The 15110-nt window shown below is 58.9% G+C and carries 14 protein-coding genes; 9 read left to right on the top strand and 5 right to left on the bottom strand.

Features of this window, described 5'->3' with window-relative positions:
• The first annotated feature begins 47 nt into the window (after positions 1–47).
• Entirely contained in the window at positions 48–545 is a 498-nt protein-coding gene (locus F4X57_11905; GenBank protein MYC07853.1) for a DUF309 domain-containing protein, read from the top strand.
• Here the strand turns inward: F4X57_11905 and F4X57_11900 are convergent.
• Positions 542–901 carry a 4a-hydroxytetrahydrobiopterin dehydratase gene (locus F4X57_11900; protein MYC07852.1) on the bottom strand — a complete coding sequence of 120 codons (360 nt, stop codon included), beginning with the start codon at positions 899–901 and terminating at the stop codon, positions 542–544. The genes F4X57_11905 and F4X57_11900 overlap by 4 nt on opposite strands.
• 477 nt (positions 902–1378) lie before the next feature.
• Here F4X57_11900 and F4X57_11895 point away from each other — a divergent pair, with 477 nt between their 5' ends.
• The 8 genes from F4X57_11895 to F4X57_11860 all read left to right on the top strand — a co-directional run bounded on the left by F4X57_11895 (position 1379) and on the right by F4X57_11860 (position 12125).
• Positions 1379–2173: a siderophore biosynthesis protein SbnG gene (locus tag F4X57_11895; GenBank protein MYC07851.1), complete on the top strand. Its 795-nt coding sequence runs from the start codon at positions 1379–1381 to the stop codon at positions 2171–2173.
• A gap of 238 nt (positions 2174–2411) precedes the next feature.
• Entirely contained in the window at positions 2412–3425 is a 1014-nt protein-coding gene (locus F4X57_11890; protein ID MYC07850.1) for an alcohol dehydrogenase catalytic domain-containing protein, read from the top strand.
• 43 nt (positions 3426–3468) lie between these two features.
• Positions 3469–4638, top strand: coding sequence for a mandelate racemase (locus F4X57_11885; protein MYC07849.1), 1170 nt, complete (start codon positions 3469–3471; stop codon positions 4636–4638).
• Between the two features lie 138 nt (positions 4639–4776).
• Positions 4777–7623 carry a S8 family serine peptidase gene (locus F4X57_11880; GenBank protein MYC07848.1) on the top strand — a complete coding sequence of 949 codons (2847 nt, stop codon included), beginning with the start codon at positions 4777–4779 and terminating at the stop codon, positions 7621–7623.
• 230 nt (positions 7624–7853) lie between these two features.
• Positions 7854–8387: a cytochrome c-type biogenesis protein CcmH gene (locus tag F4X57_11875; protein ID MYC07847.1), complete on the top strand. Its 534-nt coding sequence runs from the start codon at positions 7854–7856 to the stop codon at positions 8385–8387.
• A 2-nt stretch (positions 8388–8389) separates the two neighbouring features.
• Complete coding sequence (locus F4X57_11870; GenBank protein MYC07846.1) at positions 8390–10375, top strand: heme lyase CcmF/NrfE family subunit; 1986 nt, start codon at positions 8390–8392, stop codon at positions 10373–10375.
• Between the two features lie 6 nt (positions 10376–10381).
• Positions 10382–10750, top strand: coding sequence for a hypothetical protein (locus F4X57_11865; GenBank protein MYC07845.1), 369 nt, complete (start codon positions 10382–10384; stop codon positions 10748–10750).
• Positions 10751–11189: 439 nt separating this feature from the next.
• Positions 11190–12125 carry a LysR family transcriptional regulator gene (locus tag F4X57_11860; GenBank protein ID MYC07844.1) on the top strand — a complete coding sequence of 312 codons (936 nt, stop codon included), beginning with the start codon at positions 11190–11192 and terminating at the stop codon, positions 12123–12125.
• A 55-nt stretch (positions 12126–12180) separates the two neighbouring features.
• Here the strand turns inward: F4X57_11860 and F4X57_11855 are convergent, their stop codons facing one another.
• The 4 genes from F4X57_11855 to F4X57_11840 form a co-directional block, all read right to left on the bottom strand.
• Positions 12181–13308 (bottom strand): sortase, encoded by a 1128-nt coding sequence (locus F4X57_11855; GenBank protein MYC07843.1) that lies wholly within the window; start codon positions 13306–13308, stop codon positions 12181–12183.
• A 120-nt stretch (positions 13309–13428) separates the two neighbouring features.
• Positions 13429–13638: a hypothetical protein gene (locus F4X57_11850; protein MYC07842.1), complete on the bottom strand. Its 210-nt coding sequence runs from the start codon at positions 13636–13638 to the stop codon at positions 13429–13431.
• A 224-nt stretch (positions 13639–13862) separates the two neighbouring features.
• Positions 13863–14474, bottom strand: a complete 612-nt coding sequence (gene thpR / locus F4X57_11845) for an RNA 2',3'-cyclic phosphodiesterase (protein ID MYC07841.1) — start codon at positions 14472–14474, stop codon at positions 13863–13865.
• 28 nt (positions 14475–14502) lie between these two features.
• The gene (locus tag F4X57_11840) at positions 14503–15021 is read right to left on the bottom strand and encodes a mismatch-specific DNA-glycosylase (protein MYC07840.1); all 519 of its coding nucleotides are present in this window, start codon (positions 15019–15021) and stop codon (positions 14503–14505) included.
• Positions 15022–15110: the final 89 nt, after the last annotated feature.

Raw genomic sequence — 15110 nt, 5'->3', positions numbered from 1 at the left:
CCCATCGTGCAGACTGCCAGACCTACTATGCCAGACCTTTTGACTGAATGACTATGACTGAAGCACTACCGCGTTATGCGAACAAGGGACAACGGCGCAAATTGGAAGCGCAGTGGCTCGCCGCGCTCGAGAACGGCGTGTACCATCCTGCGTCGATTCAGCCACAAGGTGCCGCGCCGCCGCAGCTTTTCGATGCCGTGCGGCTCTTCAATGCGGGGCTGTATTGGGAATGCCATGAAGTTCTTGAAGAGGTCTGGCTGGATACGCCGTATCCGCAGCGATTCTTCTGGTCAGCGCTGATAAAGCTGGCGGTCGGAATGCACCACGCAGCGCGGCGCAACACGCACGGCGCGCGCGTCAAGATAGGCGATGCCGTGCGTCTGCTGCCGCTCTTTCAGCCAAACTTCGCCGGCGTCGATACGGCCGCCGCACTTTCGGACGCTCTGCGCCTGCAACAAGCCCTGCGCGCCCAGCCAATAGATTGGTCGGCAATCGCGAATATGTGCCAGCCGGTCATCATTGTGCAGCTGCAATGCGAAGGCTAGTCGTTAGACTGCGCGGATTCGGCGTACATCGCGTCCGTCTTCGCCGCCATCACGAAGTCGTTGCGGTGCAACCCGCGAATCTTGTGAGTCCACCAGTCCACGCCCACGCGTCCCCACTCGACCGTGATGCGCGGGTGATGTCCCTCGGCGTCCGCAGACTTGCCGAGATTGGTGGCAAAGTCAAGCGCGCCGCCGAAGTCCCTGAACCTGAATGTCCGTTGCAATCGAGGAATGCCGTCCGTGTCGGTCAGATCCCAATCCGCGACCTGCGGATGTAGCTCCGCGACCTCCGCATCGGTAACACGCGGCGAGTCCCTGCGGCAGGCAACGCACTTTTCCCTAACGAGCATAGTCATAGCAATGTCCCCTTCATTTTCAGCAAGTCGGTCAGCAAGTGTGTGTGGCACAAGTACATAATAATAGCGTCCGCCGCCAAAACGCAAAAGCCCCCGCAAGGTATGAGAAGATTTCACAAATGCCGATTCGCCAAGTTAGGATATCCGTCATTCCTGTGGAAGCAGGAATCCATACCCTTGAACGCTGGATTCCCGCCTTCGCGGGAATGACGGTTAGAGATTGACGCCGAGTCTTTCACAAATGCAATTTATACCTGTCATTCCGAACGCAGTGAGGAATCTAAACGCGTTGACTACGGACAGGCTTGTTTATACACAGCGATTTTAGACCCATCACTTCGTTCAGGGTGACAACTGAATGCCCCTGTGTTAAACACCCCTTTGCTTGACGGCTCTGGCACTGCCACATACACTTTCGCGGTGAAGTAGGCACAAACAACACAAACGTACCGACACAATCAAGTAAGGAGCGTTGTTATGCGGCAGAATCGTGTTAAGCAGCTTATGCGCGAGGGCAAGCTGGCGCTGGGCAAATATGTCAGCCTTGCCGATCCGCAAGTCGTGGAGATTATCGGCATCGCGGGGTTCGATGCGGCGTTTATCGACATGGAACATACCGGCTTCGACCTGCGAACCATCGAAGAGATGATCCGCGCGTCCGACTTGGCGGGCGTTACATCGATGGTGCGTGTGCCGGACAACGACGCCAAGCTGATTTTGCGCATCCTGGATATGGGCGCGGAGGGCATTATCATCCCGCATGTGGATGGCATCGAAGGCGCGAAGCGCGCGGTGGACGCGGTACGATACCCGCCGATGGGCGAACGCGGCGGCGCAGGCGGCACACGCGCAGCGCGGTTCGGCGATGTGGCTTGGAACGACCATGTGCGCCAATCCAATGAGGAAATCGTGCTGTCCGTGATGACCGAAGACGACAAGGGCATCAATGATGTGGAGGCTATCGCCGCGCTGGACGGCGTGGACTTGGTGTCAATCGGACCCACCGACCTGTCGCAGACGCTCGGCGTTACCGACCCGGCAGACCCACGCCTGCGCGACAAGGTGAACGAGATAGCGGCGCAGGTCAAATCCATCGGCAAGGCGAAGCTGCAAATCCCGATGGGACACGCCGCGCTGCCGCTCACTCCGCAAGAGCTGCTGGAACTCGGCGTCGGCTACACGCATGTCGCCCCCGCGCCGCCCGCCATCTTGATGCAGCAGTTCCGCAACAGCGTCAGCGAAATCCACGCGGCGGTGGGCAGAGAAAACTAGGTTCTAGTTGACATTTCATCTAGTACTCCATTTTCGCTTGTCATTTCGAGCGAAGCGAGAAATCTAAAGTCGGCAACAGGTTTGCACGCAACGATCCCTGCCTTCGCAGGGACACGCTTCAGATTCCTCACTGCGTTCGGAATGACAAAGATAGCGCGGAATGACAACATTAGGGATTTGTGAAATCGTCTCAACATAGATATGCAGAATGAGTATGATATGGGAGGACAGATAGATTATGCGCGCTCTCGTATTGAATGGGGATACTTATGCGGTCGAGGACAGGCCGACGCCGGAGCCGGACACGGGCGAGGTGCTGTTTCGCACGCATTACTCGGGGATTTGCGGCACGGACTTGCACGCGCCGAATCTTGATTTCTACACTTATGGCGTCGTCATTGGGCACGAATTTGCCGGTGAAGTAGCAGCGCTGGGCACCGGCGTGCGCGACTGGAAAGTGGGCGACAGGGCGATAGTGCATCCGCGTGGCAACTTCTGCGGCGTGTGCTACGAATGTCGGCAGGGCTGGCCGAATATATGCAGCGCGGACGAGATTTGCGCTCCGGCAGGCAGCGTGCGAGACGGCGGCATGGCTGCCTATGTGAGCCTGCCTGTGGGCAAACTGCGCGCGCTGCCGGACGAAGTTACAATGCTCGAAGGCGCGTGGGCAGAACCGATTTCCATCGCGCTGCGCGGTGTCAGCAGGTCTGGATTCAGCGTCGGACAGCGCACCGTCGTCATCGGCGCCGGTCCCATCGGGCTGCTGACGACTATGCTGCTGCGGCACGGCGGCGCGAGCGACATCACCGTCATCGAGCCGAGCCAAATGCGCCGCGACAAGGCGTTGGAACTCGGCGCAGACCGCGCTATCAACCCGTTCGACGACGACCCTGCGATGGTATTCGGCACGGACTTGGACTTGGCAGACTGCGTGTTCGAGTGCTCCGGCGCGCGCACAGCGCTCGACACGGCGGTGAGCATCGCCCGACCGCATGGCGTCATCATGCTCGTGGGCGTGGCGAGCGGCAATGTCAATTTCCTATCGCTGCGCGCGCTCACTAAGGAAATCACCATTCGCAGCAGCTCGCGCAACGCCGATGAAATCGTCACGGCGACAAGGCTGCTCGCGAGAAAGGCGCTCGATGTGCACGCGCTCACCAGCGATGTCGTGTCCATCGAAGACTCGCTCGCCGCCCTGCAGCGCCTAGATAGAGGCGAGGGAATCAAAATCTTAGTGAAACCAACTGAATGAGATAAACATCGACATACAGGTGTAGAGGATGGGGCAGACGAATATGAATAGCAAACCGATCATTACCGCCATCGAAATCGTGCAGTGGCAAACCGAGCTGCGAGATGTGCAGCCGGAGCCGACCATTGGCATTCCGCAGTATTCGCCCGGCAGCGTCATCAAGCGCGCGAACCACGCGCTCCGTGTCCACACCGATGTGGGAATCACGGGCGAGTACATCGGCGGCTCGGCGCTGGACTACACGGCGATCGCCGGATTTGCGCGCGTGCTGCTGGGGCGAAACGCGCTGCAACGCGAAAACATCTACAACGACCTCAAGCAGGCGATGCGCCAGTCCGGGCGAATGGGCACAGGCGTTATGGACATCGCGCTGTGGGATGTCGCGGGCAAGTACCACGACGCGCCTGTGTACGAACTGCTCGGCGGGTCGCAGAAGAAGCTGCCTTGCTACGCCAGCACCTATGTCGGCGACTCCGTGCCGGGCGGTCTGAACTGCGCCGAAGCATACGCGGACTTCGCCGAGTACTGTCTCGATTTGGGCTATCCCGCGTTCAAGATTCACGGCTGGCAGTCCGCGCCGATACAAGAGCAAATCGCCATCGTGGAAGAAGTCGGCAAGCGCGTGGGCGGCAAGATGGACCTGATGCTAGATCCGTTCTGCGCTATCAACACATTCGGCGACGCGCTGAAATTGGGGCGCGCGTGCGACGAGTACAACTACTTCTGGTACGAAGACCCGTTCAAGGACGGCGGCGTGTCGATGCACGCGCACAGGAAGCTGCGGCAGATACTGAAGACGCCGATATTACAGTTGGAGCACGTGCGCGGGCTGGAGTCGCATGTGGACTTCATCGAGGCAGAGGCGACTGACTTCGTGCGCGCCGACCCGGATTACGACGGCGGCATAACCGGCACGATGAAGATAGCGCACGCCGCTGAGGGCTTCGGTTTGGATGTGGAACTGCATGTAGCCGGTCCGGACAGGCGGCACCTGATGGCGTCGATGCGCAACACGAACTACTACGAGATGGGCTTGCTGCACCCAAAGCTGCCGCTAATCAACACGCCCGAGTTCAAGTGCGACTACCGCGACGCTATGGACGCCATAGACGAAAACGGCTGCGTGGACATCCCTGAAGCCCCAGGGCTAGGCGTCCAATACGACTGGGATTTTATTAAGGCGCACGAGACGGACAGGGCAGTGTTCAACTAAGGTACTTATCAGGATGGGTAGGTTGAGTGGTATAATCCGCCATTGGTATAGCCATTAGTATATAATGGCAACGCTCGAATAGACACAGCGGCGGTATTCTCATACTGTCCCCATTGGCGAAAGGAATGCAGCAAGGCTATGAGCCGAAGAAACCTATTATTGGGAACCATCGTAATTGGCGCACTCGCGATAGTCCTCGTGGCGAGCGGCGCGTTTGGCGGTCCGCTGTCGCCGCAACCCGACGGCAGTGTCGCGCACGCGCAGACATCGGACACGCCCACACCAACACCCGTACCGCCGCCAGACCAGCCGGGCAGCGAACCACCCAACGACTTCGACGCCCGAAACTTGACGCCAGTCGATGACATGCCGCCCGTCAACGAGCGCGCGGCGCAGACGTACCCGAACCTCGATTCCAACCTCAACCGCCTGGTCGAGCAGGTCACGGTGGGCGCGCTGTCCTTTGCGGCGGCGGCGGAGCAAGCGCCACTGCACAGCGGCGAATCGGTCGCTGTTACGCTGTTCGTCGAATCGGGCAGCGCGGAAGGCATAGCCGACTGGCTCGAAGAGAATGGGGCATCCCCGCGCAACATCGGCGACGACTACATCGAGGCGTATGTCCCCGTATCGCTGCTAGGCGCAGCGTCAGAGCAGGACGGCGTCGGCGTCATCCGAACCATGATCCCGCCGGAGGCGCTGCAAGGCAGCATCGTCAGCGAGGGTGCAGCGCTGCACGGCGCACCTGCTTGGAACGCCGCAGGCTTCACCGGAGTCGGCGTGAAAATCGGCATCATTGACGTTGGGTTCGAGGGCTTCGCTAGCCTGATGGGAAGCGAAGTGCCAGCAACGGTGCAGACTAGGTGCTACCACGACCTCGGGATGTACACATCGGACCTGTCAGACTGCGAGTATGACAGTCGGCACGGTACAGCGGTAACCGAAGCTGTGTTCGACATAGCGCCGGACGCCACCTACTACATTTCTAATCCAGGATCCTGGAGCGACTTGCAATCTGCTACGCAATGGATGGTCGCCAACGATGTGGATGTGATCAATCATTCGGTTACCTGGATATGGCATGGTCGTGGCGATGGCATATCACCCTTCGCATCTGGGCCACTCACTACGGTGGATATTGCCGTAGATGGCGGTATTATCTGGGTCAACTCTGCTGGCAATAGCGCGACTGACACATGGTATGGCACGTTTAACGATCCTGATGGAGATAACGTGCATAGCTTCGAATCGGGTGACGAGTGCAATAACATAACTCTCGATCCGGGCGATGTAATTCTAGTCCAACTACGCTGGGGCGACATCTGGATGGGCGCGAGCCGCGACTTGGACCTAACGCTTAACCGCGTAACATCCTCCGGTAATTTTCCTGTCGCATCCAGTACGGATAACCAATTCGGCGATATAGAGCATATACCGCTTGAGCTGTTTGTGTACGCTTCGGAGGAAGGCGGAGAGTATTGCTTGACAGTCAATCAATGGGGCGCAAGGAGACCCGAGTGGCTTCAGATGCAGGCATGGAGAATTCGCGAACTGGAGCATCATACCAATAGCTACAGCATAACTAGCCCTGCAGAAAGCAAAAACCCCGGCATGCTCGCCGTCGGCGCTACACGATACAGCGACACTTCCACAATCGAGTTCTTCAGCAGCCAAGGTCCGACGCCGGACGGCAGGATCAAGCCGGAAATCGTGGGTGTGGACGGGGGACAGACAGCGGCCTATCGCTCGGGTGAAAGTCCTGAGGGCCGCTTCTACGGCACGAGCCAAGCAGCTCCGCACATTGCGGGGCTTGCCGCTCTTGTCAAGCAGCAGAATCCGGATTACACACCTGCACAAATTGCCGATTACCTGAAGAGCAACGCTGAAGCGCGCGGCTCCGTTCCCAACAATACTTGGGGCTACGGCTTCGCCAAGCTGCCTAGCGATGTGACATCGATCATACCTACTCCCACGAGCACGCCCACAGCCACGCCGATACCCGACGATGTCTGCATCGCAGCGCTGACCGGCCCTGCGACGATAGACGGCTCGTGGACTGCGGACTGCCTCTCTTCTACGGCGGCTCCGGGTGGCGAGGGCGACCGCTACGCACGGTTCTATACATTCACGCTCACGGGCAATACCGTTGTGGATGTCACGCTGGAATCGGAAATAAACACATATCTGTACATTCGCTCCGGGCATGGTCCGGACGGCGCGATAGTGGAGGACGGCGGCAGTTCCACGATATCCGAACTATCGCAGGAACTTGCGGCAGGCGACTATACCATCGAAGCGACGACATACAATCCGAACGAAGGCGGAGACTTCACGCTGACGGTGCAAATGGAGGGAACGGTCACGCCGACACCGACACCGCCTGCCACTCCCACCCCAATACCGACACCGACACCGCCTGCTCCGCCTGCTCCGGACATCAAGGAAGCCGCTTGCAACGCGGATGACCTGAGTCATATCGGTGACTATGAGACTGTCGTTGAGTACGGTCCGTTTACATATCGCAGCAATTACTATGGAATCGTTCAGGAGTACCTAATCCGGCTTGAAGCCACGACATCGGATGTCGCAATCGTCTGTATCGCCACCAGATACGACATCGTCGATAATGCGCGTTGGCACGGTCTGAATTACTCGACCGCGCTGAGTGAATTCGGGACTATCGTTGACGGTAACATAAATGACCATGAGCAGGCTTTCATAGCAAATCAGATAGGCCATGACATGCTCGGCTTGCATGTGGATTATCTGTCGAGTGGCGAGGAGAGAAAATTAACCGACGCTAGGTTCATCGACGCTCGGAATCTGACGGTAGCATTAGTCCGCTTCATACACCCCGGCGCAGACGAATATCCCGATATTGAAGGTCCCGCGGGCGTAGCTAGGACTATCGCGAACAGGTTGTTCTCGGCTGTCGGCGCAAACTCGTGGGGCAGGCAGGCGTTCGACGCGGCTGAAGCGCTGAAGTAGAACCCTAAACGAACAGGATGGACAGGATAGATAGGATACGGCATCAACATGCCAAGCCGACATCTTGCCCATCCTGTATATTCGTAGGATCTTTCGATTATTCATGTCATTTCGAGCGAAGCGAGAAGTCTAAACGCGTTGACTACGGACAGGCATGTTTTCACACAGCGATTTTAGACCCTTCACTTCGTTCAGGATGACAACCGAAATATCCTGGTATATCCGTGTAAATGTTTATGGGCAATAGTTGGCTTGGCATAATAATAGTGATGGCGGCGGCGCTGTTCGCGGTGGGCTGCTCGAATGCACGGGCGGACGTGCCGCCGGCGGAGCAGCGCGCGCAGGCATTGAATCGGTCTATCATGTGTCCGGTGTGCCCAGGCGAATCGATAGACCAGTCGCAGGTCGCGCTCGCCGTGCAGATGCGCGGCATTGTGGACGAAAAGCTCTCAGAAGGCTGGACCGACGAGCAGGTGCGCGAGTTCTTCGTTGAACGATACGGCCCCAGCGTGCTGCTGCAGCCGCCGACCGAAGGCGTGTCGCTTGCCGTGTGGATATTGCCGCCGATGGGCGTCGCCGCCGCGCTCGCCGTGTTCGTCTTGGTCGTGCGCAATATGCGCCGCAAGCCGGACCCGGACTACGATGCGGGCGACATGCAGTCCGCGCTCTCGGACGATGATTTGCAGGCGTATTACGACCGCGTGGAATTGTCGGTATCCGATACTAACATTGATGGGCAGGGTAGGGATGAACAAGGAAGTTAAGCATGGTTGATGCTGGGCAGCTGGCGCTTGTGATTGCGATGGTGGTTACGGCGTATGCCGCGCTCGCCTCGTTCGTGGGCGCGTGGCAGCGCATTCCGGACTTGACGGCGAGCGCGCGCTACGGCTTCTACTCCGTGCCCATGCTGCTGTTCGTCTCCACTGCCGCGCTGGTGTACGCCTTCGTTACGCGCGATTTCAGCGTGCGCTATGTCGCAGAAAACAGCAATCTGGCGATGTCGCACATCTACACATGGGTCGCGTTTTACGCGGGCAACGCGGGGTCGCTGCTCTACTTGGCGCTGGTGCTGGCGGTCGTATCCGCCATCGCCGTGCTGACGATACGCAAGCGTTTGCCGCACACCACGCCCTACGCGCTCGGCGTGATGGCGCTGATACTGGCGTTCTTCCTCGCCATAATGTTGTTCCTCGCCAACCCTCTGGAACGCCTGCCGGTAACGCCGCCGGACGGGCAGGGCATCAACCCGCTGCTGGTGCATTTTGGCATGTTCATCCACCCGCCGCTGCAAATGGCGGGCTTGGTGCTGGTCGCCGTGCCGTTCAGCATAGCGATGGGCGCGCTTGCGGCAAGGCGCGGCGGCAGAGACGAATGGGTCGATCTCGGCAGGCTGTGGGGCATGGTGTCGTGGCTGGTGCTGACGCTCGGGCTGCTGCTCGGAAGCTGGTGGGCGTACACGATACTCGGCTGGGGCGGCTACTGGGCTTGGGACCCGGTGGAAAACTCCGCGCTTATGCCGTGGCTCGCGATGACCGCCTTCGTGCATTCCATAATGGTGCAAAAGCGGCGCGGGATGTTCCGCATGTGGAACATGGCGCTCATCATCACTGCGTTCACGATGGCGCAGATGGGCATGTTCATCAACCGCGGCGGTCCGGTGCCGTCCGTGCATTCGTTCGCGCAAAGCACGATGGGCTGGCTGTTCCTCGCATTCATGGCGGGGACGCTGCTCATATCCATCGCGGTCTTCATGTGGCGATACGACTCGTTGCGGAGCCGCGCGCGCCTAGAATCTTTCGTATCCCGCGAGAGTTCGTTCCTGGGGCAGAACATCCTGTTTCTCACAGTCGCGTTCGTAACGCTGTGGGGCACGATATTCCCGGTGTTCAGCGAGGCTGCGGACGACACGGTGATTACTGTCGGTCGGCCGTTCTTCGATCGCGTGAATGGGCCCATCCTGCTGGTAATAATCGCGCTGATGGGCATAGGGCCGCTGCTGCCGTGGCGCCGATCCACCACGCAAAGCCTGATACGGGCATTGCGAGCGCCGGTCGTTACCGCCTTGCTGGTAGTCGTCGCGCTGCTGATCGTGGGCGTGCGTCAGCCATTCGCGCTGCTTGGGTTCGCTGCCGTTGGCTTGGCGGTCGGCGGCATAGCGAGCGAGTGGTATCGTGGCACGCGATCGCGACACAGACGCGGCGAGGCGTATCCGGTGGCGTTCCTGAACCTGCTGTCCGGCAATCGCCCGCGCTACGGCGGATACATCGTGCATATCGGCATATCCATGCTTGCTGTTGGAGTGGTGGCGTCTTCGTTCTTCAGCGCGCAGCGCGACATCGTGATGCTGCCCGGCGATGTGCAGGCGTTCGGCGATTACACATTCAAGTATGTCGGCGCGGTGCACACGGTGCATACCGACAGAGCGGAGTCGATAGCGGCGTTCGATGTGTGGAAGGGCGAGCGATTCTCAGGCAGGATGGAGGCGTTCCGCGCGTTCTACCCGACATTCAGCATAGCGTCCACAAAGGGCGCAATTCGCAGCACGCCCATCGAAGACTTCTACATCGTGCCGTCCGAATTCGGCGCGGACGACCAAGCGGTATTCCGCGTGCTGATAAACCCGATGGTCTGGTGGATGTGGGCGTCCGGTCCTGTGCTGGCGCTGGGCATACTGGTCGGGCTTTGGCCCTCGAGGCGTCCTGAGCCGGCTGTAGTGCGCGTGCCATCCGGCGCGCAGGCAGCGAGGGCATAGCGGACAATGCTTGTGTTAATTGCCGTGCTGCTGGCGCTGATACCTGCCGTCATCATCGCGTACCCATTTCTGCATCGTGGCGAAAGCGCCGAGTGGCTGGACGACGAGAGTTCGCCTATGGCAACGCTGCAACGCCGTTGGGATGCCGCGCTAGACGGCGTCCGCAGCGCCGAGCTGGAGTACGCGATAGGCAGCCTGGCCGAAGAAGACTATCGCTGGCTGCGCCGCCAATACATGCGAGAGGCGGCAATAGTCCTGCGCGCCATGGAACTAGAGCAAGAGGAAGAAGAAGCGCTCCTAACGCAGATCGAAATCGAAACCCGCAGAGTAAGAGCGCGCGTGCTGGGGGAAGACGGGATGGCTGCGGGGGAGTGACGGCGTTGCGTTGCCCTAATGGGACAAACCACGACAAACCGGGACAAACGAAGAAGCGGGAGCAGCCTATTTGACTGCCCCCGCCTGTTTTCATTTGCCCTTATGGGCGACTATCTTGCGGCTAACTTAGGAATCCGCTTATTTCGCCGCGGATGCGGTTGTTGAAGTCCTTGCGGGCTTCGTCGTACTTGGGGCCGACCGGGCGCCTGTCGTTCTGCACGGCGGCGATGTAGGAATCCAGCCCCGTACGGTGGCGGCGGATTCCCCGAATAGAACCTACGAATCTGTCAATCATGTGCAACCTCCTTGCCTTCAAGGTTTGCAGAATACCGTTTCATTCTGCCACGTTTGGCAGTTCACTTGCGGTATGTATCCATCATAGGCAATCCATAGCATTACTTGAAGATATATTACTGAATATGTTATATTTGTTACAGCAATGACAACATGGTTCTACATTCTTGCAGAGGTCTATCAACAAATGGAAATTCGGGAACTGAGGAGCTTCAGCACGGCGGCGCGCCTGCGGAGCATTTCACGGGCGGCACGGGAACTTGGGTTGGGGCAGCCTACGGTTACGACGCACATCAAGAAATTGGAAGAAGAACTGAATATGACGCTGTTCGACCGGGTGAAGCGTCCCATACAGCTCACGCTCGCCGGACAGCGATTGGCGGACATCGTTACGCCGCTGGTTGAAGGCATCGACGCGCTGCCGACAATGACCGCGCTCGCCGAAGAAGAGGGCCCGGTGCACATCGCGTCCACGCCGGACATCATCCCGCATACGCTGCTGCGCGTGGTGCGCGTGTTCCTGAACCGCTATCCGCGTGTTCACCTGCGGGTGCGCTCCGGCACGCGCACCGAGGTGCTGCAAATGGTGGAGAGCGGCGATGTTGACCTAGGCGTGGTGCAGCACGCGGAGAAGAGTGAGTCGCTGGAGTTTCAGGGGCTGTTCCTGTACGAGCGCGTGCTGATAACGCCGCTGGACCATCCGCTAATGCGCGAGCCGCTGCAGTCGCTGGAGCAGATAGCGGGGTCGCCGCTCATTCTAATGGGACGCGGCACGCACACGCGGCAGATTTTGGAGGAAGAGTTCAAGCGGCGCGGCGTGGACTACGACATAATAGTCGAGCTGGACAGCATGGACATGATCAAGCGGTATGTCGAGCTGGGCATGGGCATATCGGTGGGACCCCGTCTGTCGATAGAGCCGGACGACTCGCAGCGCGTAGGCGTCATAAGCCTGGCAAACTTCCTGCCCGTCGATCAAGCGGGCATCGTAACGCTAAAGGGCAAAACAGTCTCCACGCCCACCCGCAACTTCATCGCCGTAATGCAGGATGTGCTGTCGCCGGCAGGCTCGCATCGGTAATTTTCGCTCATTCATCCCATCTCCGCCCCAATCCTGCCCTTCCTGTCCATCAATGTTAGTGAACCACGCCCGGCGCGTATTTGATGCCCACCAATTCCGCGGTTACGACTATACGGTGGTCGTAAACTAGGCGAGGGACGCAGGCTACTAGCGTTAGCTGCGCTACATCTGCGCCGTAGAGTTCGAGCTCGTCCTGGTGCAACACCTCGGTGCGAGTGATCTTGTACAGGAATATGCTGCCGTCTTCGTTCTCCAACTCCACGAACACATCGTCGCCGTCTCGCAGCAGGTCGGGTATCTCCGGCAGACGCTGGAACACGTTGCCTTCGCCCCTAATCGGGCTTTCCAAGTGTCCGAAATACCACGCATTGCCGCGTTCTCCCGGGTTCGGCGACTGTGGTATGTGTCCCACCAGATTCTTCGGCGTCTCGTACGCTCTGCTGTCACCTAAGTTCAATATGGACAGTTCCTTCGTCTCCGAATCGACATCTATCAGCGGAATGGCGATGCGCGTGGTTGCGCTGCCCGAACCCCGAAGCAGCGCGTCATCCACCGCCGACACCGCGCGGAATCCGTCCGGCAATCCGCTGCCGCCACCGTCCGGGTTGTACACATACGGCTCGCCGCCTGCCCAAAGCGGCTGCGCCCAGAACTTGGGGTGAATGTGCGACGCAGGATAGAGCGCAGTGTAGCTCGACGGCGGCAAAGTGGATTCTTCCTGATTGGCGGGACTCGCCGGACTGGTCGGACCAGTCGGGCCAGTATGGTTTGATGACTGCGCCGGGCTGACGGCGCCTGCTTGCGAACCCGCGTTGACAGGCAGGTTTACGGCGGCGCTGCCCGATGATGTTGTCACCGATGCACCAGTCGTTGTGCCTTGCGCCGGAGCGACGACAGGATTGCTGAGCAAAGGCGCGGACGACATGGTAGAAGACGATGACGACGATGCAAACGACGCGCCGGCCGGAGCAGACGGATTGGCGAGCGTGGACTGCGCGGACTGCGCCGCCACAACATAATTGAGGTCGCCGAGCTGCGAGCGTGCGCTTGTGGCGTAGGCGAAGTAGCCGCTGACGATGGTCAGCAGCAGCGCGCCCACCACTACCATCGCAATGCCGAGCGTCAAATTGCGCCGGCGAACGGGACGCCGCGTATTGTCGCTGTGCTGCTGGCTGGTTCTCATGCGCTAGTCGCTGCCGGTTCGGAAATAGACATCGATGGTCAGGATACGCGATATGGCGCACAAATCCGCCGCATCTAATGCAAGAGCGTAATTGGAGACTTGGGGAGAGCCTGCGAATGCCTACCGCATGCGTGGGATATGAGCTGCGCCGTTGGCTATGGGCTCGTTCAGGTACACATCGCCGTTGCGGATTTTGATGTTGAACCCGCAATCGGGATCGCTGCACACCCAAGCCTTGTAGTGAATCGGCGCTCCCTGACTTCCGAAGTCGGATAATGGAAGCAAGCTACCCTGTGGGCATGCTTTGCATTCCGGCCAAGTCTGTTGCACGGCACCCTCCTCCTTCTTCCTGCACGACTTGAATACCGATAATATATTCAGGAAGTATATCTCAATTGTATCATTATAATGTTGAGTTAAACAAGTATGTCCACACGCGCGAAAGTATCAGATTCTGCGTAAGTGAAGCAAGCCCCAGTCTTGGGCATAATTGAGACCAACATCCTTCCCGTCCTGTTCATCCCTATCCTGTCCATCAATGTTAATCTCCCACCCTATAAATCCGCGTGGGCTATGCGGTCGTACTTCGCGCCGCCGGGCAGAAGCGTGCTCCGCATAAGGCTGATACCGTTCACCGCGATGATGCGAGTTGTGGGCAATTGCAATGCGGATAGGGTGTCTGTGGCAAATTGCCTGTCCGCTCGCGATGCTCTGTGGTGCATTCTTCCGACGGTCAGGTGCGGGTTGAATCGCTGCTGCTGAGTTGCGGAAAAGCCCGCCGCAATGAGCGCGTCTTCGACTTGGACTTGCAGCGAGCGTAACGCCGGCATATCGCCATCGACGCCGACCCACAGCACGCGAGCGCGATTCGCGTTAGGGAACACGCCGGTTGTGCCAAGCGTAAGGCAGAACGGCGCGTTAGGCGCATTATCCGACCGGCGCTTCGACGAAAACGCGGCAACCGCCTGCGCCATCGCATCCTTAACCACCGGCACCCTATCAACACCAATGTCGCCGAGAAATTTCAGTGTCAGGTGAACGCCCTCAGGACGGACAAGCCGCAGATTGTCAATGCGCGCGCGCCGCAGCGAATCTATCGCATCCGCCACGACCCGCTTCACATCATCAGGCAGCTCAATGGCAACAAAGACGCGCAAAGTATCCATACTCGACCCCTATATCCTACCCATCCCGCTAAATCATCTCGCCCAGCCGCCTATACCAGCACACCAGTGCGTCCAGCGAATAAGCGGCGTTCGCGGGACTCGGATTCGGCACGACGAACACCTTCGACTGCCCGATGCAGCGCTTCTGCAAGCCTAGCTCGATGGTCGATTGCCGGACGCCCTCGCCATGCCGCAGGTAATTGCGATAGGCGACCGCGCCGTGAAAGCATACGATGCGCGGCTGAAATCGTTCCATCTTCGCCTTCAGCACGGGAGCCCACTCGCGGTAGTTTGCGGCGCGCAAGTCGGACGCGCCTCGCGTTGGGCGCTTGACCACATCGGTCAAGCCGATGCCCTGTTCCGGCAGCTTGTAATCGGTCGCGGAGTCTAGCGGCTCGGCGAGCAAGCCGGAGCGATTTATCGCGCGCCAGAAACGGTTGCGCGGCGTGGCAAAGTAATGCCCGACTTCGACCGAATACAGGCTAGGGTTCAAGCCCACTAGCACGATGTCCAAGTTTTCTTGCAGATAATCCGGTAAGGTGTCCATGGAGCTTACTTAACGGGATGGGTAGTATGGACTGGATGGGTAGGATAGTGGATGAGCATTAGTATAAGACGATTTCACAAATGCAATTT

The sequence above is a fragment of the Chloroflexota bacterium genome, assembly GCA_009840355.1.
Classification (GTDB): Bacteria; Chloroflexota; Dehalococcoidia; order Lucifugimonadales; family JADFKI01; genus Bin90.
The sequence above is the reverse complement of the archived record's forward strand: the minus strand, read 5'-3'. Positions and strand labels throughout refer to the sequence as shown.

Excerpts from the sequence above, each read along its gene's own strand:
- F4X57_11905 (MYC07853.1), top strand. The coding sequence starts at position 48 with ATGACTATGACTGAAGCACTACCGCGTTATGCGAACAAGGGACAACGG.
- F4X57_11900 (MYC07852.1), bottom strand. The coding sequence starts at position 901 with ATGACTATGCTCGTTAGGGAAAAGTGCGTTGCCTGCCGCAGGGACTCG.
- F4X57_11895 (MYC07851.1), top strand. The coding sequence starts at position 1,379 with ATGCGGCAGAATCGTGTTAAGCAGCTTATGCGCGAGGGCAAGCTGGCG.
- F4X57_11890 (MYC07850.1), top strand. The coding sequence starts at position 2,412 with ATGCGCGCTCTCGTATTGAATGGGGATACTTATGCGGTCGAGGACAGG.
- F4X57_11885 (MYC07849.1), top strand. The coding sequence starts at position 3,469 with ATGAATAGCAAACCGATCATTACCGCCATCGAAATCGTGCAGTGGCAA.
- F4X57_11880 (MYC07848.1), top strand. The coding sequence starts at position 4,777 with ATGAGCCGAAGAAACCTATTATTGGGAACCATCGTAATTGGCGCACTC.
- F4X57_11875 (MYC07847.1), top strand. The coding sequence starts at position 7,854 with ATGTTTATGGGCAATAGTTGGCTTGGCATAATAATAGTGATGGCGGCG.
- F4X57_11870 (MYC07846.1), top strand. The coding sequence starts at position 8,390 with ATGGTTGATGCTGGGCAGCTGGCGCTTGTGATTGCGATGGTGGTTACG.
- F4X57_11865 (MYC07845.1), top strand. The coding sequence starts at position 10,382 with ATGCTTGTGTTAATTGCCGTGCTGCTGGCGCTGATACCTGCCGTCATC.
- F4X57_11860 (MYC07844.1), top strand. The coding sequence starts at position 11,190 with ATGACAACATGGTTCTACATTCTTGCAGAGGTCTATCAACAAATGGAA.
- F4X57_11855 (MYC07843.1), bottom strand. The coding sequence starts at position 13,308 with ATGAGAACCAGCCAGCAGCACAGCGACAATACGCGGCGTCCCGTTCGC.
- thpR (MYC07841.1), bottom strand. The coding sequence starts at position 14,474 with ATGGATACTTTGCGCGTCTTTGTTGCCATTGAGCTGCCTGATGATGTG.
- F4X57_11840 (MYC07840.1), bottom strand. The coding sequence starts at position 15,021 with ATGGACACCTTACCGGATTATCTGCAAGAAAACTTGGACATCGTGCTA.